We start from the raw sequence: 17,985 nt of genomic DNA, 5'->3' as shown, positions 1-17,985 counted from the left end.
TCTGTCGCCCTCCCGACGGCAGGATCGGCGGCGTGCCGGAGTGTCCGGCGTTTCCTTCGGACCTCTGCATGACGTCATCCCTGATCCACCGCACTGCGATCATCGAGCCGGGCGCCGAGATCGGCGAGGGCACCCGCATCGGCGCCTATGCCGTGATCGGGCCGAAGGTCCGGCTGGGCCGCGGCTGCATCGTCGGGCCGCATGCGGTGATCGAGGGGCGGACCGAGATCGGCGACCGCAACCAGGTGTTCCAGTTCGCCTCGGTCGGCGCGCCGCCGCAGGATTTGAAATGGAAGGGCGAGGAGACGCGGCTGGTCATCGGCCACGACAACATCATCCGCGAATACGTCACCATCCAGCCGGGCGTCGGCGTCTCCGGCGGGCTGACCGAGGTCGGCGACGGCAACCTGTTCATGGCCTGCTCGCACATCGCCCATGACTGCCGCATCGGCAATCACGCCCAGTTCGCCAATGCCGCGACCCTGGCCGGCCATGTCGAGGTCGGCGACCATGTCCATGTCAGCGGCCTGGCCGGGGTGCACCAGTTCACCCGCATCGGCGCCCATGCCTTCGTCGCCGCCGGAGCCATGGTGGCGCAGGACGTGCCGCCCTTCTGCCTGGTTCAGGGCGACCGGGCGCGGCTGGTGTCGCTGAACGAGGTCGGGCTGCGCCGCCACGGCTTCACCGAGCCGGAGGTGCTGGCCCTGCGCCGCGTCTTCCGGACCCTGTTCCGTGGCACCGGCGAGAAGGCGGAGCGGATGGCCCGAGTCCGCCACGAGCATGGCGCGGACAAGGGCGTAGCCGAGCTGCTGGAGTTCCTGTCCGATACCAGGCGCGGCCTGGTCGCGGCCTGACCGGGACAATCCGGCCCATCGGTGCGTTGCTGACTCGAAGCCGAACTTCGAGGAGGACGACGCCATGACCGCCGTCAGCCCGGTCCGGGCCGGGATCACCGTCGACGTGCCGCAGGACCGCGCCTTCGATGCCTTCACCGGCGAGCTCGGCCGGTGGTGGCCGCTCGCCTACACCTATGCCGGGGTGGATCTCGATACTGCGGTGATGGAGCCGCGGGCCAGCGGCCTGTGGCTCGAGCGCGACCGCGCCGGCCGCGAGACCGCCTGGGGCGAGGTCCGCGCCTGGGAGCCGCCGTCGCGGCTGGTGCTGTCCTTCGCCGTCAGCCCGGACCGGGCGCCGGAGCCGGAGGAGCGGGCGAGCGAGCTTGAGATCCGCTTCGTGCCGGAGCAGGGGCGCACCCGGGTCGAGCTGGAGCATCGCGACTTCGAGCGGCACGGCGAAGGGGCAGGGCGGCTGCGCGACGGCATGGCCTCGCCGCAAGGCTGGCCGCTGATCCTCGCCGATTTCGCCCGGTACCTGCGGGGGTAGGGGCGACGGCGCACCGCTCCTTCAACTGCTCGCTACTTCTCCTCGTCATGGCGAGCCCCGCAGGGACGTGGCCATCCAGGCGGCACCGCCCTCTGGATGGCCACGTCGCTTCGCTCCTCGCCATGACGGCTTTGCGAGCGCGGGGTTGCTCTCAACCCACCGGCATCTCCGTCTCGATCCACTCGATCGGCGAACCGTGCTTCGGCGCCCAGCCCAACTCTGCCCGGGCCCGCTTGCCGCGTACCCGGCTGTTCGAGCCGAGCGAGTAGACCGCGTGGCCGAAACCCAGCACACCGATTGCGTCGTCGACCGGCCAGGGCTGCGGCGCGCCGAGGCCGAGCCGTCGGGCGATCGCCGCCGCGGCCTCGGCGAAGGACGCCTCGCCGTTCTCCACGTAATAGAAAGCGCCGGCCGGGGCCCGGTCCAGCGCCAAGGCGTAGAGATCCGCCATGTCGTCGACATGCACGTTCGACCAGATGTTCAGGCCGCGCCCGATATGCCGGACCACGCCAGTCTTCCGTGCCGCGGCCACCAGCGCCGGGATCTGCACGCTGTCGGCATTCAGCCCGGGCCCGGTGCCGTAGATCAGGCTGTTGCACAGCACCACCGACCGCACGCCGCGCCCGGCGGCCTCGACGATCAGCCGGTCGATCGCGACCCGCGCTGCCTTGCCCGGCACCGGCTCGGCCGGCGTATCCTCGTCGTAGATCCGGTCCGAGGCCCATTCGCCGCGGGCGTCGTCGGCCACCACGCTGGTGCCGCTGGTGTGCAGGAACGGCTTGCCGCTGCCGGCCAGCGCGTCGAGCATAGCCTCCACCGCCGCCCGGTCATCGGCGCTGGCGGCGTTGACCACCGCATCGGCGGCCTTCGCCTCCCGCGTCAGCAGAGCCAGGTCCGACAGGTCGCCCAGCACCGGCTCGATGCCTAGCGTCTGCAACTGTGCGGCTTTCTCCGGCGACCGCACCAGGCCACGGATCCGGTGGCCGTCCTGCATCAGCCGCAGGGCGACGGCACCGCCGATATAGCCGCTGGCGCCGGTCAGGAAGATGGTCATGTCGATGCTTTCGTCCGTGCTCCTCCAAACAAGATGAGGGCAGGGGCCCGCATCGGGAAGCCGCCGCGCCGGACAAGCTGGCGCGAAACGAATTCACAGACGGCCCTCCGCAAACGGCAGACCGTGATAAAAAAAACGGCGCCTCATACCAACGGCCTTTGAGATCGCCTCCTCAACCCTTCCCCGTCATGGCGAGCATCTCACGCCGCTGGGGCGACCCCGGAAGGGAAAGAAAGTTTTAACTTCTTCAAGAGGAGCGAAGCGACGTGGCCATCCAGAGGGCCGGTATGAGCGGCCCTGGATGGCCACGCCCTGCGGGGCTCGCCATGACGGGTCGGTTTTCGGGCCGTCGGCAATCAGTCTTCGAGGCGATCCAGATCGTCGTACAGCGCCTGGCTGCGGCGGTAGAGCTTATCGAACACCGGCTGCATCCGGGCGTAGCGCTCGGCCCAGGCGGGGTCGGGCGCGATCTCGGCGCCGTAGCGGACGAAAGCCCCGGCCGCGTCCTGCACCGTGGCGAAGCGGCCGGTGGCGGCGGCGACCATGGCGGCGCAGCCGACCACGCCGCACTCCGCCTCCTCCGGCACCAGGATCGGCAGGCCGGTGGCGCTGGCCTTGATCTTCAGCCACAGCTCGGTCTTGGCGCCGCCGCCGGAGGCGATCAGCCGGTCCAGCGGCCGGCCCGACGCCGCCTCCATCACCCGGATGTGGCGGGTGACGGCGAAGGCCACGCCCTCCAGCACCGCCCGGTGCAGCTCGGCCAGGCCGTGCCCGGCGCCGAGGCCGAAGAACTGCGCCCGGGCGTTGCGGTGGGCGCCCAGCCGCTCGCCCACCAGATAGGGCAGGAAGAACAGGCCGCCGGCGCCGGGCGCGGCCTCGGCCGCCTTGGCGACGATCTCGGCATAGCCCAGCGCGCCCTCATGGAAGGCGCGGCGGGCCCAACGCATGGCGTCGCCGCCGCTCTCCAGCAGCACGAACGGCCCCCAGCCGCCCTCGATCGTGGCGACGTTGCAGATCTCGGGATCCAGCAGCGGCGCCCCGGTGATCAGGGTGATGATCGAGGAGGTGCCGGTGACGTCGGAGACCAGCCCCGGCCGGCAGGCGCCAGAGCCCAGCAGCGCCATCGGATAATCGGCACCGCCGACCAAGACCGGCGTGCCCTGCAGCAGGCCGGTCTCCACCGCCGCCGTGGCGGTGACGCCGCCCAGGATCTCCAGCGGCGGCCGCAGCCGCGGCAGCTTGGCCGCGTCCAGTCCCAGCAGCGCGATCATGGCCGGCGACCAATCGCGCGTCGCCGGGTTCATCAGGAAGCTGCAGGAGCCTTCCGTCGCCTCCATGGCGATCTCGCCGGTCAGGCGGAAATTGACGTAGTCCTTCGGCATCATCACCGCCGCGGCCCGGCGGTACGCCTCGGGGTCGTGGTCGCGGATCCAGGCCAGCTTGAAGCCCGGCCAGGCCGGCGTCGGCGGGTTGCCGCTCTCGGCCAAGTAGCTGTCCGGTGCATGGTCGCGCTCGAACGCCGCGACCAGGTCGAGCGTGCGCTTGTCGTTCCACAAGGGGACGGTGTCGCGGGTCAGGGCACCGGTGTCGTCGACCAGCACCGTGCCGTGCATCTGGCCGCAGGCGCAGACCGCGGCGATGCGGCCGCGGGCGCCCTCGACCTGGTCCAGCACGGTGCGCACCGACTGCACCACCCCGGCCCACCAATCCGCCGGCCGCTGCTCCGACCAGCCGAATTGCGGCACGATCTGCTCGTGCTCCTTGGCGGCGATGGCCAGGATCCGGCCGCCGCCATCGACCAGCGCCGCCCGCGCGCTGCCGGTGCCGACATCGATCGAAAGGGCGAGGTCGCGGGTCATTTCGGCTCCGTGCGGCAGGCCTAATTCCGGCGCAGCCAGCGCGTGCCGTGCTGCAGCAGCACCGCGACCACGATGATGGCGCCCATCAGGACCTGCTGATGATAGCCCGGGACATTGGCCAGGTTCATGATGTTGCTGATCACGCCCATCACCATGGCGCCCAGCAGCGTGTTCACCGCGCCACCGCGCCCGCCCATCAGGCTGGCGCCGCCGATCACCACCGCGGCGATCACCGCCAGCTCGGCCCCGACCCCGACTTGGGCGGAGCCGACCCCCGCCCGGGCGGTGGAGATGATGCCGGCCAGGGCGGCCAGCGCGCCGGAGATGACATAGACCGCGCAGACATAGCGCGGCACCGCGATGCCGGACAGGCGCACCGCCTCCTCATTCGAGCCGATGGCCCGGACGATGCGGCCGAACTTGGTGAAGCCCAGCACCACGCCGCCGACGATGAAGACGGCGAACATCAGGATCACCGGCTGCGGCACGCCGAACAGGAAACCGGCGCCGAAATCGGTGAAGGCCTGGCCGCTGTCGCCCAGCAGGATCGGCTGGCCGTTCGAGATGATCAGCGACAGGCCGCGCGCCGCGGTCATCATCGCCAGCGTCATGACGAAGGCCGGCAGGCGCAGATAGGCCACCAGGATGCCGGTGACCAGGCCGCAGCCGGCGCCGGCCAGCACCACCAGCGCGGTCGACGCCTCCGGCGACCACGTGGCCACCAGATAGGCCGACAGCACGCTGCCCAGCGCCGAGACCGAGCCGACCGACAGGTCGATGCCGCGGGTCAGGATCACCAGCAGCATGCCCACGGCCATGATCCCGGTGCCGGAGATCTGGCGCAGCACGTTCATGATGTTCCGCTCGGTCAGGAAGGCCGGCGACAGCAGATGCGCACCGAGGATCAGCAGCACGAAGATGCAGAAGGTGCCGTAGCGGTGGAACAGCTCGCCGATATCGGTGCGGCTGCGCGGGGCGTCCGGCGTCCCGGCGGTCGTGGTGGTCATCAGCCCGCCATCCTCAGCTCGCCGTCGCGGCGGATCATCGCCAGCGACAGCAGGTTTTCCTCGCTGTAGCGCTCCGGCGGCAGCTCGCCGCGGATCTCGCCTTCGCCCATCACCAGCACCCGGTCGCACAGGCCGAACAGCTCCTGGTGCTCCGACGAGATCACGATCACCGCCTTGCCCTCGGCGGCCATGCGCTCGATCAGGGCGTAGATCTCGGCCTTGGCGCCGACATCGACGCCGCGCGTCGGCTCGTCGAGGATGATGACCTCGCCCCCGACATGGAACCACTTGGCCAGCGCCACCTTCTGCTGGTTGCCGCCGGACAGGCTGGAGACCGGCGCCTCGACCCCCGCCGCCTTGACCCGCAAGCTGCCGGCGAGGTCGCCGACCAGGCGCTTCTCGGCGCCGCGGCGGATGAAGCCCAGCGGGTTCACCACCGGCTTCAGCCGCGCCATGGTGGCGTTGACCCGGATCGACAGCCCCAGGATCACGCCCTGGCCCTTGCGGTCCTCCGGCACCAGCCCGATCCCGGCGGCGACCGCGTCGAGCGGGGAGCGGATCGAGACCTTGCGGCCGTTGCGGAAGATCTCGCCGCCGTCGCGCCGGTCGGCGCCGAAGATCAGCCGCGCCGTCTCGGTGCGGCCGGACCCGACCAGCCCGCCCAGCCCCAGGATCTCGCCGGCCCGCACCGCGAAGCTGACGCCGCGCACCCGGGTGCCAGCGCGCAGGTTCTCGACCCGCAGCGCCTCCGCCCCCGCCTTGCGCTCGGACTTGTCAGCGAACATCGCTGCCAGTGGCCGGCCGACCATCATGCGGATGACGTCGTCGATCCCGGCCTCCTGCGGCGTCACGGTGCCGACCGTGCGGCCGTCCTTCATCACGGTCATCCGGTCGGCGATGCGGAACACCTCCTCCAGCCGGTGCGAGATGTAGACGATGCCGACCCCGGCGCCGCGCAGATCGGCGATGATCCGGTGCAGCCGCTCGGCGTCGCGCGCCGCCAGCACTGCCGTCGGCTCGTCGAAGACGATGACGCGGACGTCACGCGACAGCGCCTTGGCGATCTCCACCACCTGCTGGTGGGCGACGGCCAGGTCGCCGACCAGGCGGCGCGGGTCGATGTCGAAGCCCAGCCGCTCAATCAGGGCGCGGGCCCGGCGGTTCAGGCCGCGCCAGCCGATCACCCGCGGCAGCTCGCGCATGAAGATGTTCTCGGCCACCGAAAGATCCGGCGCCAGCGCCAGCTCCTGGTGGATCACGGCGATGCCGCGCTCCAGCGCCTCGCGCGGGCCGCCGAACAGGACCGGCTGGCCCTCGATCCGGATCTCGCCGGAATCGGGCCGCATCTCGCCGCCCAGCACCCGCATCAGCGTCGACTTGCCGGCGCCGTTCTCGCCCAGCAGGGCGTGCACCTCGCCGGGCCGAATCGTGAAGTCGACCCCGGCCAGGGCCCGGACGCCGCCGAACGACTTCGTGATGGCGTGCAGATCCACCAGATCGGTCATGCTGTCCCTCCGGCAGGGCAGGGGCGGCGGGCCGGCCGCCGCCCCTGGTGATCAGAACACGGCGTCAGGCCGGTAGTACTTGGCCACGTTGTCCTTGGTGATGGCGTCGGGGGTGGTCAGGTCGACCTTCGGGAAGTCGGCGGGCAGCGACCCGTCCAGCGCCTTCATGCCGACATCCACCGCGGTGCGCGCGATCAGGGCCGGGTCGTTCAGCCCGGTGGCGCCGTATTGCCCCTCCTGGATCAGCTGCAGCGCCTCCTTCTGCCCGTCGGCGGCGGCGACCAGCAGCACGTCGTTCAGCTTGCCCGCGGCCTCCAGCGCCTTGCGGGCGCCCAGCACCATCGAATCGTTCTCGCCGAGGACGACGTTGATGTCGGGATGGGCGACCAGCAGGTCCTCCATCGCCTTCAGCCCGCCCTCATGCGTCCAGCCGCCCCAGCCCTGGCCGACCACGGCGAAGCTGACCTTGCCGCCATTGACCAGCTGGCCCTCGACCAGGCCGCGGAACACGCCCAGCCGGCGCTCCTGCCCGACGACATTGCCCTTCTCACCGGAGAGCAGGGCGATCTTGAGATCCTTGCCGGCGGTCGACTGTGCCAGCCACTGGCCGACCTGGAAGCCATTCTGGTCGTTCGAGGACTGGATCAGGGTGATGTACTTGGCCTTGGGGTCGACCGTGCTGTCGATCGCCACCACCTTCACCCCGGCCGCGGCCGCGGCGTTGATGGCGGGGACCAGCCCCTGCGGGTCGGCGGCGTTGATGATCAGCAGGTTGACGCCCTTGGACACCATGTCCTCGACGTCGCCGATCTGCTTGCCCATGTCGTTCTGGGCGTCGGCCGTGGCCACCTGGCAGCCGGCCTTGGCGGCCTGGTCCTTGGCCGCGGCCTCCTGCGCCGCGAAATAGGGCGCGTTCAGCGTCTTCATCGAGATGCCGATCATGCAGTCCGCCGCCTGGGCGCTGCCGATCAGGAGGGCGGTCGTGGCCAGGCAGCCCGTCAACACGGTCTTGAACATCCGGATCCTCCCTTGGTGCCCGGGCCTGTGCCGACCCGGTTTGGTAGTTAAAGTACCGAATCACTGGATGGTCAATTCGATTCTGGGAAGGGATGCGCCGATCGGCGCTTGAAACGGCCCAGAAACTGGCTCATTCATTCTCAGTATGTAGTTTTGCTACAAAATCGGAGCGAACCATGCAGCTGCGCGAGCCGGGGCGATGCGTCATCGGCGTGATCGACGGGGGCCTCTCGGGGGCGACCGGGCGCTACGTCAAGCGGCTCTCCGACCTGTCCGGCCTCTACGGTGACGCGGCGGCCTTCGCGGCGGCGGCGGTGGAGGAGGGCGGCGACCGGATCGTCTACGAGGTGCAGGACTACCGCCCCTCGGGCGCGACCGGCGATCTGATCTTCGGCGTCACCCGCATGGTGCCGGGTCGGATCGGGCGGGAATACTTCCTCACCCGCGGCCATATCCACGCCAGGGCTGACCGTTCGGAGATCTACACCGGCGAGGCCGGGCGCGGCCTGATGCTGATGGAATCACCGTCCGGCGAGACCCGCATCGTCGAGATCGGACCGCGCACGGTCTGCTATGTGCCGCCCTACTGGATCCACCGCTCGGTCAATGTCGGGGACGGGGAACTGGTGATGAGCTTCTGCTACCCGGCCGATGCCGGGCAGGATTACGGCATCATCGAGCAGGCCGGCGGCATGCGGCAGCGCATCTTGGATGACGGGGCCGGCGGCTGGGTCGCGGTCGACAACCCGGACTACCGGCCGCGGCCGCAGGCGCGGATCGACGCGCTATTCGCGGGAGCTTGAGTTATGGCCGTGTATCAACCTGCCACCCAGCCGACGCTGTACTTCATCGGCGTCACCACCGGCAAAAGCTCGATCATGAAGGTGTTCCCGGCCTGGGCCCGCGCGCTGGGCCTGGCGGACGCCGAGATCCGCGGCATCGATTTCCCGCTGCATGCCGACCCGGCGGCCTATCGCGAGGCGGTGGCCTTCCTGCGCGACGATCCGCTGTCACTCGGCGCCCTCGTCACCACCCACAAGATCGACCTGTTCCACGCCTGCCGCGACCTGTTCGACGTCATCGACCCGCATGCGGCGCTGATGGGCGAGACCAGCTGCATCTCCAAGGCCGGCGGCCGGTTGGTCTGCCACGCCAAGGACCCGATCTCGTCCGGGCTGGCGTTCGACGCCTTCGTGCCGGACGGCCATTTCGCCCGCACCGGGGCGGAGCTGTTCTCGATCGGCGCCGGCGGCTCCACCATCGCCCTGACCTGGCATGCGATGCGGGCCCGGCGCGACCGGCCGTCGCGGATCATCGTCTCGAACCGCAGCAAGGCGCGGCTCGACGAGATCCGCCGCATCCATGGCGAGATGGGCGCCGACCTGCCCGTCGACTACGTGCTGGCGCCGATGCCGGCCGACAACAACGCGGTGCTGGCCGGGCTGACGCTGGGCTCGGTGGTGGTCAACGCCACCGGCCTGGGCAAGGACGCGCCGGGATCTCCGCTGACCGACGCGGCGCGGTTCCCGCAAGGCGGGCTGGCCTGGGACCTCAACTATCGCGGCGACCTGGTGTTCCTGGACCAGGCCCGGCGGCAGCAGACGGCGCGCGGCCTGACGGTCGAGGATGGCTGGACCTATTTCATCCATGGCTGGACCCAGGTGATCGCCGAGGTCTTCCACATCCCGATCCCCACATCGGGCCCGCGCTTCGACGACCTGTCCCGCATCGCCGCCGAGGCCGCGAAGGGGTAGGCTGCGGCCATGGACACGACCGACCGCCCCGCCACGGCCAACATCCTCGAGGTGGTGCGCACGCTGCGCCCTGAGCTGCGCAAATCGGACCGCAAGGTCGCCGACGCGGTGCTGGCCGACCCGGCGCGTGTGCTCAAGGCCACGGTGGCGGAGATGGCGCTTCTGGCCGAGGTCAGCCAGCCGACGGTGATCCGCTTCTGCGTCGCCATCGGCTGCTCCGGCTACCAGGAGTTCCGGCTGCGCCTGGCGCACAGCCTGGCGCTGGGCCTGCCGGCAACGCATTCGGTGCTGCTCGGCACCGACACCCCGGCGACGGTGGTCGACAAGATCTTCGACTACACCCTGTCCAGCCTGGACTGGGCCCGGAACCATCTCGACAAGGCGGCGATCGAGGTGGCGGTGGAGATCCTGGAGAAGGCCCGGTCGATCGCCTTCTTCGGCTTCGGCGCCTCCGGCATCGTCGCCCGCGACGCGCAGCAGAAATTCCCGCTGTTCGGCGTGCCCTGCTCGGCCGAACTCGATTCCCATCAGCAGATCATGGCCGCGTCGATGATGCAGTCGGGCGACGTCGCGGTGGTGATCTCCAACACCGGCCGCACCCGCTCGATCATCGAGGTGGCGCGGACCGCGCGCGAGAACGGCGCCAAGGTGATCTGCCTGACCGGCACGGATTCGCCGCTGGTGCCCTACAGCGACGTGGCGCTGGTGGCCGAGACGCTGGAGAACACCAGCGTCTATACCCCGACGATCTCGCGCATCGCCGCGTTGGTGGTGATCGATATTCTCTCCACCGCCGTGGCCCTGCGCCGCAACGACGCCCATTTCCAGCGCTTCCAGACCATGAAGCGCCGTCTGAACGAGCTGCGGTTCAACGAAAGGCTGTGAGGGAAGGGCGGGCTCCGCTCGGCATCCCTCCAAACCTGTCATTGCCGGGCTTGACCCGGCAATCCATATGTGGACGGCCCCCTGCCTGCAAGGCATTTGGGCATGGTCAGGGAGCGGATCGCTAGCATCCATATGTCCGGCCTGTTGAGTGCGGTCGCGATGACCGCTGGCCAAGATGATATCCACGGCGGGAGTTCCAGACAGGGGCGAGACGTTGAGGCGCCACTGGATTGCACGGAGTGTCTCCCGGCTTGGATCGATCGATCCCAATCATCTGCTCGTCAGCTTGCAGGTCCGGCCTCAGCGGGAGCGGGCGAGCCCGTGAGGGCTCCCGCTCGCCGCGGAGCTCTCAGGCGCCGAGGGTTGCGGCGGCGGGTTGGGGGCGATAGCGCTCGCCGGAGACCATCAGCTTCCAGGCGATGCGGGCGATCTTGTTGGCCAGCGCCACGGCGGCGAGCTTGGCCGGCTTGCGGGCGACGAGATCGAGCAGCCAGGGCGGGGCCGAGCGGCTGGTGCCGCGGCTGACCTGCCGGATCACGGAGGTGGCGCCGACCACGAGCTGGCTGCGCAAGGCCTCGTCGCCGGCGCGGGTGATGCCGCCGAGCCGCTGCTTGCCGGCGGTGTTGTGGTTCTTGGGCGTGAGGCCGATCCAGGCGGCGAAGTCGCGGCCGGAGCCGAAGCGCTGGGGCTCGGGCGCCCTCAGCACCAGGATGGTCGCGCCGACCGGCCCGATGCCGGGGATCTCGGCCAGGCGACGGCTCGCCTCGCCCTGCCGGTGCCAGGCCATCAGCCGGGCGTCGGCGGCCTCGACCTGCACCTCGAGCCGGGCATGCTCGCAGGCCAGCTCGGCGAACAGGGCCCGCGCCGTCTCCGGCACCGTCGGATCTTCCTCGATCCGCCGCAACAGCGCCGTGATCTTGGCCGGGCCCTTGGCGGCGACCAGCCCGAACTCGGAGGCATAGCCGCGGATCGTGTTGATCAGCTGGGTCCGCTGCCGCACCAGCCGTTCGCGCAGCCCGGCCAGCATCAAAGCCGCCTGGATCTCGGCGCTCTTCACCGGCACCAGGCGCTGCCGCACCTTCGGCCGGCTCATCGCCTCGCAGATCCCCTCGGCATCCGCCGCGTCGGTCTTGCCGCGCGGCACGTACGGCTTGACGTATTGCGGCGGGATCAACTCCACCTGATGGCCCAGCGCCTGCAGCTCCCGAGCCCAGTAGTGCGATCCACCACAGGCCTCCATCCCCACCCGGCACGGCGGCAGCTTGGCGAAGAACTTCAGCACGTCCTGACGCCGCAGCTTCTTCCGCAGCACCACCTGCTCCGCTGCATCCACCCCGTGCAGCTGGAAAACACTCTTCGACGTGTCCATCCCAATGCGCGTAATCTCGGTCACGGACGGCCTCCTTCGATGAGATCTTTGACAGCCTCATCCTGGCACACTGATGCCGTTCGGGGGCCGTCCACCTCATCAGGGGCCACCCAGAGCGGCATCGAGGGTCCCTGGATGCCTGGGTCAAGCCCGAGGATGACAATGAATAAGGGTGGGGGGGGAGGGCCAGGCGGCCGTGTCCCTTCACCCCAGCTTCTTGATCAGCGCCATCGCCGCGGCCGGGGCCTTCGGCTTGAAGCCGTTGATCATGTAGATGAAGACGTCGCGCGATTTCGGCGGCTTCGCCTCCGGCGATCCGACCGGCTTCAGGTCGTCCGGCGCGCCGCCCTCGGCCCAGGCCTTGGCCCGCTTGGCCCATTGGTCCAGCGCCTTCGGGGCGTAGCCGGTCTCGATCTCTTCGGAGGCGCCCTGCAGCCGGGCATAGACGAAGGGGGCGGTGACGTCCGGGATCTCCGGGAAGCCGTCCTTGTCGGTCAGCACCACCGCAACCTTGTGGGCGCGCAGCATGTCGATGAATTCGGGGGTGCGGAAGCTGTCGTGCCGCACCTCGACCACATGGCGCAACGCATGGCCATCGACGCTGTGCGGCAGCAGCTTGAGGAAGGCCTCGAAATCCTTCGGGTCGAACTGCTTGGTCGGCAGGAACTGCCAGTTGATCGGCCCCAGCTTCTCCTTCAGCTCGGTGATGCCGCTGCCGACGAAGCGGTCGATCGACTCGCCGGCCTCGGCCAGCACCCGCCGGTTGGTGGTGAAGCGCGTGCCCTTGACCGAGAAGACGAAGCCCTCCGGCGTCTCGTCGCGCCATTTGGCGAAGGTCTCCGGCTTCTGCGAGCCGTAATAGGTGCCGTTGATCTCGATCGAGGTGACCTGGCGCGAGGCATATTCCAGCTCGCGCTTCTGGGCCAGGCCCTTGGGGTAGAAGGTCTCGCGCCAGGGCTCGAAGGTCCAGCCGCCGATGCCGACGCGAATCCCCGATGCCTGCTTCGCCGCCATGGCGTCCTCCCCGTTGGCCTGCTCCGGACACTGGAACATATGGCGAACGAGGAATCAAGCGCCGGCCGCACCGGGCCGGCGCTTGACGCGATTACAGCTTGATCTGCAGCTTGACGTCCGCTGGCCTTCCCTCGGCCGCCCGCTCGAAGGCGGTGATGCTGTCTTCGAAGCCGTAGGTGTGGGAGATCAGCGGCTTCAGGTCGACCTTGCCGGAGGCGATCATGGCAATGGCGCGGTCATAGACATTGGCGTAGCGGAACACGGTCTCGATCCGCACCTCCTTGGCCGCGGCGGCGACCAGGTCGACCGCCACCGGCTCGACCGGCATGCCGATCACCACCAGGCAGCCACCCGGGCGCACGGCGTCGAAGATGCCGGGATAGGCACGCGGGCTGCCGCTGGCCTCAAGCACCACATCGGCGCCCCAGCCGTCGGTCGCCGCGGCCACCGCATCGGCCAGCTTGGTCTCGCGGATGTTGACGCCGGTGATGCCGGGATAGCGCTCGGCGATCGCCAGCTTTTCCGGCAGCAGGTCGGAGATCAGCACCCGGCTGCAGCCGCCCGCCAGGGCCGCCAGCGCGGCCATGATGCCGATCGGGCCGGCGCCGATCACCACGGCGAAGTCGCCCGGCTGGATCCGCGCCTTCACCGCCGCCTGCAGGCCGACGGCGAAGGGCTCGACCATCGCGCCCTCGGCGAATGAGACATTGTCCGGCAGCTTGAAGGTGAAGCCGGCCGGATGTACCACCTCCGGCGTCAGGCAGCCATGCACCGGCGGGGTCGCCCAGAACACGACGCTGGGGTCGACATTGTAGAGGCCCAGCTTGGAGGCCTTGGAGGTCAGATCCGGGATGCCGGGCTCCATGCACACCCGGTCGCCGGGCTTCAGGCTGGTGACGCCGGGGCCGACCTCGGTGACGGTGCCGGCGGCCTCATGGCCCAGCACCATCGGCTCCTTCACCACGAAGGGCCCGATCCGGCCATGGGTGTAGTAGTGCACGTCACTGCCGCAGACGCCGACGGTGTCGATCTTGATTCGGACATCGCCGGGCCCGAGGGTCCGGGGCAGGTCGATCTCGCGCAGCGACAGTTCTCTCTGGCGCTCCAGGACCAAGGCACGCATCTCGCATCCTCCCGAATTCGGGCCGGACGCGCGGCCGGCCCTGACGTCCCCTTGGTACGACTTTTGTCGCCGGCGGGGAAGATGCGGCTGCACATATGTTTTTTATCGGATACCAAAGTTCACGACGATGAAGGTTCGCCGCCGCCCCTGTGCCGTCATGGCGCGCCCCGAAGGGGCGCGGCCATCCAGCTCGCATTGGCCCTGAATGGCCACGGCGCTCCGCGCCTCGCCATGACGGAATGGGAAGGGCCTCAGCCCGCCAGCGCGAGATAGTCCCGCTTGCCGACCTCGACGCCTTTGTGGCGCAGGATGTCGTAGGCTGTCACCACGTGAAAATAGAAGTTCGGCAGCACCATGTTGAGCGCGTAGTTGCGGCCGGTGAAGTCCACCTTGCGGTCGCGCAGAGTGAGGGTGATCGTCTCCTCCTCACGGCCGTCGACCTGCTCCGGGCCGACGCTCTCGAGATAGGCGACGGTCTTGGCCAGGCGCTCCTGCAGCTGGGCCAGGGTGGTCTCGTTGTCCTCGAAGGGCGGCGGCGTCAGCCCGGCCAGGCGGGCGGCGCCGAACTTGGCGGCGTCGCTGACCCGTTGGATCTGCCCCGACAGCGGGTACATGTCGGGCGCCAGACGGGCCTCGACCAGCGTGTCGGCCTCGGCATGCGCCGCGGCCTTGTCCAGCAGCGTCGACAGCATGCGCAGCTTCGGCAGCATCACGCCGATCGAGATCTCGTGCAGGGAGAGGGGCAAGGGAATGCTCCGATGAAGGGTGGGCGCCGCATCGGCCCGGGCGTTCGGCGGCAGGTGATTCCTCCGCCCTCGACTCGCTTGCGGTCAAGCGCCGCAGCGGCTTCGCTTGACCGATCGCATCGCCGTCTGTACCAATCAGTACAGTCAGTTCCGTTCGGTACAACAAAGGAGAGCTTTCATGACCGCCGACCGTCCGCCGCTGCCGCCTTTTACCCGCGAGACCGCGCTCCAGAAGGTCCGCGGGGCCGAGGATGGCTGGAACAGCTGCGACCCGCAGCGCGTCTCGCTGGCCTACACCGAGGACAGCCGCTGGCGGAACCGGGCGGAGTTCCCGCAGGGCCGCGCCCAGATCGTCGAGTTCCTGACCCGGAAATGGGCGCGGGAGCTGGAATACCGACTGATCAAGGAGCTCTGGGCCTTCGAGGGCAACCGCATCGCCGTCCGCTTCGCCTATGAATGGCGCGACGATTCCCGCCAATGGTACCGCTCCTACGGCAACGAGAACTGGGAGTTCGACGAGCACGGGCTGATGCGCGCCCGCCATGCCTCGATCAACGACCGGCCGATCGCGGAGTCCGAGCGCAAGTTCCACTGGGATCGGTCCGGCCCGCGGCCGGCGGACCATCCAAGCCTCAGCGACCTCGGGCTCTAGCCTTGCCGAGGGTCGTGGCGGAGCGGGCGGATGTGCTGCCCGCTTTGGCCGAGCTGTTCCGCGAGCACGGCTTCGAAGGCGCCAGCCTGGCCCTGATCGGCCAGCGCACCGGGCTGGGCAAGGGCAGCCTCTACCACTTCTTCCCGGGCGGGAAGGAGGAGATGGCGGCGGCGGTGCTGGCCGAGATCGACGGCTGGTTCGAGCAGCACATCTTCCGCCCGCTGCGGGAGGAGGATCCGCGTCGCGCGGTGCCGGAGATGATCCGCGCGGTCGACGGCTATTTCCGTTCCGGCCGGCGGGTGTGCCTGGTCGGCGCCTTCGCGCTCGGCGATATTCGCGACCGTTTCGGCGCCGCCATCCACGGCTATTTCGCCGCCTGGACCGATGCGCTGGCGCTGGGGCTGGAGCGGGGCGGGCTGGCCGAGGTCGAGGCCCGCGACCGGGCGGAGGAGGCGGTGGCGGCGATCCAGGGCGCCCTGGTTCTGGCCCGGGCGCTGGACGAGCCCGCGGCCTTCCGCCGCTCGCTGGCCCGGGTCGAGGCCCGGCTCATGGCCGCGTGAGCGGATCCTCGCCCAGGAACCCGATCAGCGCCGCGGCGGTCTCCTGCGGCCGCTCCTCCTGCAGCGTGTGGCCGCAGGGCAGGGGGCGGCCGCGGACATTTGCCGCCTTGTCGCGCCAGGTTTCCAGCACGTCGTACAACTCGCCGACCACACCCTTCGCGCCCCACAGCGCCAGCAGCGGTGCCTCGACGCGGCGACCGGCATCGGCGGCGTCGTGCTCCAGGTCGATCGTGGCCGCCGCGCGATAGTCCTCGCAGATGGCGTGGACCGCGCCGGGCTGGCGATAGCAGCGCAGATACTCCTGCACCAGATCCTCACATGGCACGCCGGGCGTCCGGCTCTGCCCCGCCAGGTGGTGGCGCAGGAAGAATTCCGGATCGGCCTCGATCAGCCGCTCCGGCAGCGGCGCCGGCTGGATCAGGAAGAACCACCAGAAGTAGCGGGTGGCGAAGGCGCGGTCGGTGCGGGCGTACATCGTCGCCGTCGGCGCGATGTCCAGCACCGCGATGCGGCGCACCGCCTCGGGATGGTCCAGTGCCATGCGGTGGGCGACGCGGCCGCCGCGGTCATGGCCGACCACGGCGAAGCGGTCGTGACCGAGGGTGCGCATCACCGCCACCTGGTCGGCCGCCATCGCCCGCTTGGAATAAGCGACGTGGGGCTCGCCACCTTCCGGCCGCGCGCTGTCGCCATAGCCGCGCAGATCGGCGGCGACCACCGTGTGCCCGGCGGCGACCAGCAGCGGCGCCACGGCGTGCCAGGTGACATGGGTCTGCGGATGGCCGTGCAGCAGCAGCACCGGCGGTCCGTCGCCCACGTGCACGCCGTGGATGCGAATGCCGGGCGCGGTCTCGATGTCGAAGGGCGTGAAGCCGGGCATCAGATCCTGGGTCATCGGTCCCCAGTCTCTCAGCGCCGGAGGGGCAGTTGGTAGCGGAATTCGTCGCTGGGGCTGCCCTTGAAATGGTCGGCGTCGCGGATCAGGCCGGTCCGTTCGAAGCCGAGCGCCTCGACCAGCGCGATCGAGCCCGTGTTGCGGGTGTCGATCGAGGCGCCGATCGCGGTGACCGCCGGCTCGGCCGCCAGCGCCTCGACCACGGCGCCGACCGCCCGGCGGCCGATGCCGCACCCCTGGCAGCGGCGGAACACGAAATAGGCGATGTCGACCGCGCCGGCGCTGCCGACCGTGGCCTCCACCAGCCCGGCATAGCTGTCGTCGGGACGGCGGATCGCCCAGTTCAGCCAAGCCTGGTCGCCAGCCGGCGACCGCCGCGCCGCCAGTCGCTCGAACCGGGCCCGCAGCGCCGCGGCGTCGGCCGGCGGCTGGTGCGGGATGAAGCGGTAGAGGGTCGGTTCGGCCAGGCCGTCGAACAGCCCTTCCGCATGGCCGGGGCGGAGCGGCTCCAGCCGCAGCTCCGCGGCGGCGAGCAGCGTCTCCGCCAGGGAGGCGATGCCGGTCAATGCGGCCGGTTGGGAACAGGCTGTGACAGCCGGTCGACGGCGGCGATGCCGATCGCCGACAGGATGAACACGCTGTGGATCACGGTCTGCAGGATGATGCCGGTCTCGGTGTAACCGGTGTTCTCCGCCGACCCGACATTGCCGGCGCCGATGAAGGTGCGCAGCAGGTGGATCGACGAGATGCCGATGATCGCCATGGCCAGCTTGACCTTCAGGATGCTGGCATTGACGTGGTCGAGCCATTCCGGCTGGTCGGGATGGCCGGCCAGCCTGAGGCGGGAGACGAAGGTCTCGTAGCCGCCGATGATGACCATGATCAGCAGGTTGGAGATCATCACCACGTCGATCAGCCCCAGCACCACCAGCATGATCTGCTGCTCGGTGAAGTCGATGGCGTGGATCACCAGGTGCCACAGCTCCTTCAGGAACAGGAAGGCATAGACCGCCTGCGCCACGATCAGGCCGAGATACAGCGGCAGCTGCAGCCAGCGCGAGCCGAAGATCACGGCGGGCAGCGGACGCAGCTTGGGCGGCGTCGGATCGGGGGAGGCGTCGCGGTCCTGCGGCATGGTCGGCTCCGGAAGCGGTGGTCGAGC

Annotated in this window: 19 protein-coding genes; 7 read left to right on the top strand and 12 right to left on the bottom strand. The window is 69.8% G+C overall.

The window, feature by feature from the left end:
- Window positions 1-68 precede the first annotated feature (68 nt).
- The gene (gene lpxA / locus QFZ27_RS29600) at window positions 69-854 is read left to right on the top strand and encodes an acyl-ACP--UDP-N-acetylglucosamine O-acyltransferase (RefSeq protein ID WP_429230042.1); all 786 of its coding nucleotides are present in this window, start codon (window positions 69-71) and stop codon (window positions 852-854) included.
- 64 nt (window positions 855-918) lie between these two features.
- On the top strand, window positions 919-1,383 hold the full coding sequence (locus QFZ27_RS29595) for an SRPBCC family protein (protein WP_429230041.1): 465 nt from the start codon (window positions 919-921) through the stop codon (window positions 1,381-1,383).
- A gap of 151 nt (window positions 1,384-1,534) precedes the next feature.
- Here the strand turns inward: QFZ27_RS29595 and QFZ27_RS29590 are convergent, their stop codons facing one another.
- The 5 genes from QFZ27_RS29590 to QFZ27_RS29570 all read right to left on the bottom strand — a co-directional run bounded on the left by QFZ27_RS29590 (window position 1,535) and on the right by QFZ27_RS29570 (window position 7,825).
- Window positions 1,535-2,437 carry an NAD-dependent epimerase/dehydratase family protein gene (locus tag QFZ27_RS29590; RefSeq protein WP_429230040.1) on the bottom strand — a complete coding sequence of 301 codons (903 nt, stop codon included), beginning with the start codon at window positions 2,435-2,437 and terminating at the stop codon, window positions 1,535-1,537.
- A gap of 356 nt (window positions 2,438-2,793) precedes the next feature.
- The gene (locus QFZ27_RS29585) at window positions 2,794-4,296 is read right to left on the bottom strand and encodes a xylulokinase (RefSeq protein WP_429230039.1); all 1,503 of its coding nucleotides are present in this window, start codon (window positions 4,294-4,296) and stop codon (window positions 2,794-2,796) included.
- A gap of 20 nt (window positions 4,297-4,316) precedes the next feature.
- Entirely contained in the window at window positions 4,317-5,303 is a 987-nt protein-coding gene (locus tag QFZ27_RS29580; RefSeq protein ID WP_429230038.1) for an ABC transporter permease, read from the bottom strand.
- On the bottom strand, window positions 5,303-6,808 hold the full coding sequence (locus tag QFZ27_RS29575) for a sugar ABC transporter ATP-binding protein (RefSeq protein WP_429230037.1): 1,506 nt from the start codon (window positions 6,806-6,808) through the stop codon (window positions 5,303-5,305). The genes QFZ27_RS29580 and QFZ27_RS29575 overlap by 1 nt, the downstream gene beginning before the upstream one ends.
- 51 nt (window positions 6,809-6,859) lie before the next feature.
- Window positions 6,860-7,825, bottom strand: a complete 966-nt coding sequence (locus QFZ27_RS29570) for a substrate-binding domain-containing protein (protein ID WP_429230036.1) — start codon at window positions 7,823-7,825, stop codon at window positions 6,860-6,862.
- A gap of 176 nt (window positions 7,826-8,001) precedes the next feature.
- On the opposite strand from QFZ27_RS29570, the gene QFZ27_RS29565 reads away from it, so the two are divergent.
- From QFZ27_RS29565 to QFZ27_RS29555, 3 genes are read left to right on the top strand one after another with little or no spacing between them, the layout of a single operon-like run.
- Window positions 8,002-8,628, top strand: a complete 627-nt coding sequence (locus tag QFZ27_RS29565) for a glucose-6-phosphate isomerase (protein ID WP_429230035.1) — start codon at window positions 8,002-8,004, stop codon at window positions 8,626-8,628.
- A 3-nt stretch (window positions 8,629-8,631) separates the two neighbouring features.
- Entirely contained in the window at window positions 8,632-9,579 is a 948-nt protein-coding gene (locus tag QFZ27_RS29560; protein WP_429230034.1) for a shikimate dehydrogenase family protein, read from the top strand.
- Window positions 9,580-9,588: 9 nt separating this feature from the next.
- The gene (locus QFZ27_RS29555) at window positions 9,589-10,464 is read left to right on the top strand and encodes an SIS domain-containing protein (protein WP_429230033.1); all 876 of its coding nucleotides are present in this window, start codon (window positions 9,589-9,591) and stop codon (window positions 10,462-10,464) included.
- A gap of 349 nt (window positions 10,465-10,813) precedes the next feature.
- Here the strand turns inward: QFZ27_RS29555 and QFZ27_RS29550 are convergent, their stop codons facing one another.
- The 4 genes from QFZ27_RS29550 to QFZ27_RS29535 all read right to left on the bottom strand — a co-directional run bounded on the left by QFZ27_RS29550 (window position 10,814) and on the right by QFZ27_RS29535 (window position 14,716).
- Window positions 10,814-11,857 (bottom strand): IS110 family RNA-guided transposase, encoded by a 1,044-nt coding sequence (locus QFZ27_RS29550; protein ID WP_429230032.1) that lies wholly within the window; start codon window positions 11,855-11,857, stop codon window positions 10,814-10,816.
- Window positions 11,858-12,037: 180 nt separating this feature from the next.
- Entirely contained in the window at window positions 12,038-12,847 is an 810-nt protein-coding gene (locus tag QFZ27_RS29545; protein WP_429230031.1) for a DUF72 domain-containing protein, read from the bottom strand.
- A gap of 91 nt (window positions 12,848-12,938) precedes the next feature.
- A complete protein-coding gene (locus QFZ27_RS29540; protein ID WP_429230030.1) occupies window positions 12,939-13,970 on the bottom strand; it encodes an NAD(P)-dependent alcohol dehydrogenase in 1,032 nt (343 codons plus the stop codon).
- Window positions 13,971-14,221: 251 nt separating this feature from the next.
- Window positions 14,222-14,716 (bottom strand): DUF1993 domain-containing protein, encoded by a 495-nt coding sequence (locus tag QFZ27_RS29535; RefSeq protein ID WP_429230029.1) that lies wholly within the window; start codon window positions 14,714-14,716, stop codon window positions 14,222-14,224.
- Between the two features lie 178 nt (window positions 14,717-14,894).
- Between QFZ27_RS29535 and QFZ27_RS29530 the strand changes: the two genes are divergently transcribed.
- Together QFZ27_RS29530 and QFZ27_RS29525 are read left to right on the top strand one after the other, a co-directional pair.
- Window positions 14,895-15,368 (top strand): nuclear transport factor 2 family protein, encoded by a 474-nt coding sequence (locus QFZ27_RS29530; RefSeq protein ID WP_429230028.1) that lies wholly within the window; start codon window positions 14,895-14,897, stop codon window positions 15,366-15,368.
- 2 nt (window positions 15,369-15,370) lie between these two features.
- Complete coding sequence (locus tag QFZ27_RS29525) at window positions 15,371-15,928, top strand: TetR/AcrR family transcriptional regulator (RefSeq protein ID WP_429230027.1); 558 nt, start codon at window positions 15,371-15,373, stop codon at window positions 15,926-15,928.
- Here QFZ27_RS29525 and QFZ27_RS29520 read toward each other — a convergent pair.
- Genes QFZ27_RS29520 through QFZ27_RS29510 form a run of 3 tightly spaced genes read right to left on the bottom strand, consistent with a single transcriptional unit; the run spans window position 15,915 to window position 17,958 of the window.
- Window positions 15,915-16,823, bottom strand: a complete 909-nt coding sequence (locus tag QFZ27_RS29520; RefSeq protein ID WP_429230026.1) for an alpha/beta fold hydrolase — start codon at window positions 16,821-16,823, stop codon at window positions 15,915-15,917. The genes QFZ27_RS29525 and QFZ27_RS29520 overlap by 14 nt on opposite strands.
- Before the next feature lie 14 nt (window positions 16,824-16,837).
- Entirely contained in the window at window positions 16,838-17,389 is a 552-nt protein-coding gene (locus tag QFZ27_RS29515) for a GNAT family N-acetyltransferase (RefSeq protein ID WP_429230025.1), read from the bottom strand.
- Complete coding sequence (locus QFZ27_RS29510; protein WP_429230024.1) at window positions 17,386-17,958, bottom strand: TIGR00645 family protein; 573 nt, start codon at window positions 17,956-17,958, stop codon at window positions 17,386-17,388. Before QFZ27_RS29510 ends, QFZ27_RS29515 begins: the two co-directional genes overlap by 4 nt.
- Window positions 17,959-17,985 lie beyond the last annotated feature (27 nt).

It is taken from the genome of Inquilinus ginsengisoli, from assembly GCF_050434925.1.
In the GTDB taxonomy this organism is placed as follows: Bacteria; Pseudomonadota; Alphaproteobacteria; order DSM-16000; family Inquilinaceae; genus Inquilinus; species Inquilinus ginsengisoli_B.
Note: the sequence above shows the minus strand (reverse complement) of the source record. Positions and strands in the feature narration are given on the sequence as shown.

What these genes read in the sequence shown, in the direction of transcription:
- QFZ27_RS29520 (WP_429230026.1), bottom strand. Translation starts at nt 16,823, where the DNA reads ATGACCCAGGATCTGATGCCCGGCTTCACGCCCTTCGACATCGAGACC.
- QFZ27_RS29565 (WP_429230035.1), top strand. Translation starts at nt 8,002, where the DNA reads ATGCAGCTGCGCGAGCCGGGGCGATGCGTCATCGGCGTGATCGACGGG.
- QFZ27_RS29590 (WP_429230040.1), bottom strand. Translation starts at nt 2,437, where the DNA reads ATGACCATCTTCCTGACCGGCGCCAGCGGCTATATCGGCGGTGCCGTC.
- QFZ27_RS29555 (WP_429230033.1), top strand. Translation starts at nt 9,589, where the DNA reads ATGGACACGACCGACCGCCCCGCCACGGCCAACATCCTCGAGGTGGTG.
- QFZ27_RS29570 (WP_429230036.1), bottom strand. Translation starts at nt 7,825, where the DNA reads ATGTTCAAGACCGTGTTGACGGGCTGCCTGGCCACGACCGCCCTCCTG.
- QFZ27_RS29575 (WP_429230037.1), bottom strand. Translation starts at nt 6,808, where the DNA reads ATGACCGATCTGGTGGATCTGCACGCCATCACGAAGTCGTTCGGCGGC.
- QFZ27_RS29510 (WP_429230024.1), bottom strand. Translation starts at nt 17,958, where the DNA reads ATGCCGCAGGACCGCGACGCCTCCCCCGATCCGACGCCGCCCAAGCTG.
- QFZ27_RS29580 (WP_429230038.1), bottom strand. Translation starts at nt 5,303, where the DNA reads ATGACCACCACGACCGCCGGGACGCCGGACGCCCCGCGCAGCCGCACC.
- QFZ27_RS29545 (WP_429230031.1), bottom strand. Translation starts at nt 12,847, where the DNA reads ATGGCGGCGAAGCAGGCATCGGGGATTCGCGTCGGCATCGGCGGCTGG.
- QFZ27_RS29560 (WP_429230034.1), top strand. Translation starts at nt 8,632, where the DNA reads ATGGCCGTGTATCAACCTGCCACCCAGCCGACGCTGTACTTCATCGGC.
- QFZ27_RS29595 (WP_429230041.1), top strand. Translation starts at nt 919, where the DNA reads ATGACCGCCGTCAGCCCGGTCCGGGCCGGGATCACCGTCGACGTGCCG.
- QFZ27_RS29540 (WP_429230030.1), bottom strand. Translation starts at nt 13,970, where the DNA reads ATGCGTGCCTTGGTCCTGGAGCGCCAGAGAGAACTGTCGCTGCGCGAG.
- QFZ27_RS29585 (WP_429230039.1), bottom strand. Translation starts at nt 4,296, where the DNA reads ATGACCCGCGACCTCGCCCTTTCGATCGATGTCGGCACCGGCAGCGCG.
- lpxA (WP_429230042.1), top strand. Translation starts at nt 69, where the DNA reads ATGACGTCATCCCTGATCCACCGCACTGCGATCATCGAGCCGGGCGCC.
- QFZ27_RS29530 (WP_429230028.1), top strand. Translation starts at nt 14,895, where the DNA reads ATGACCGCCGACCGTCCGCCGCTGCCGCCTTTTACCCGCGAGACCGCG.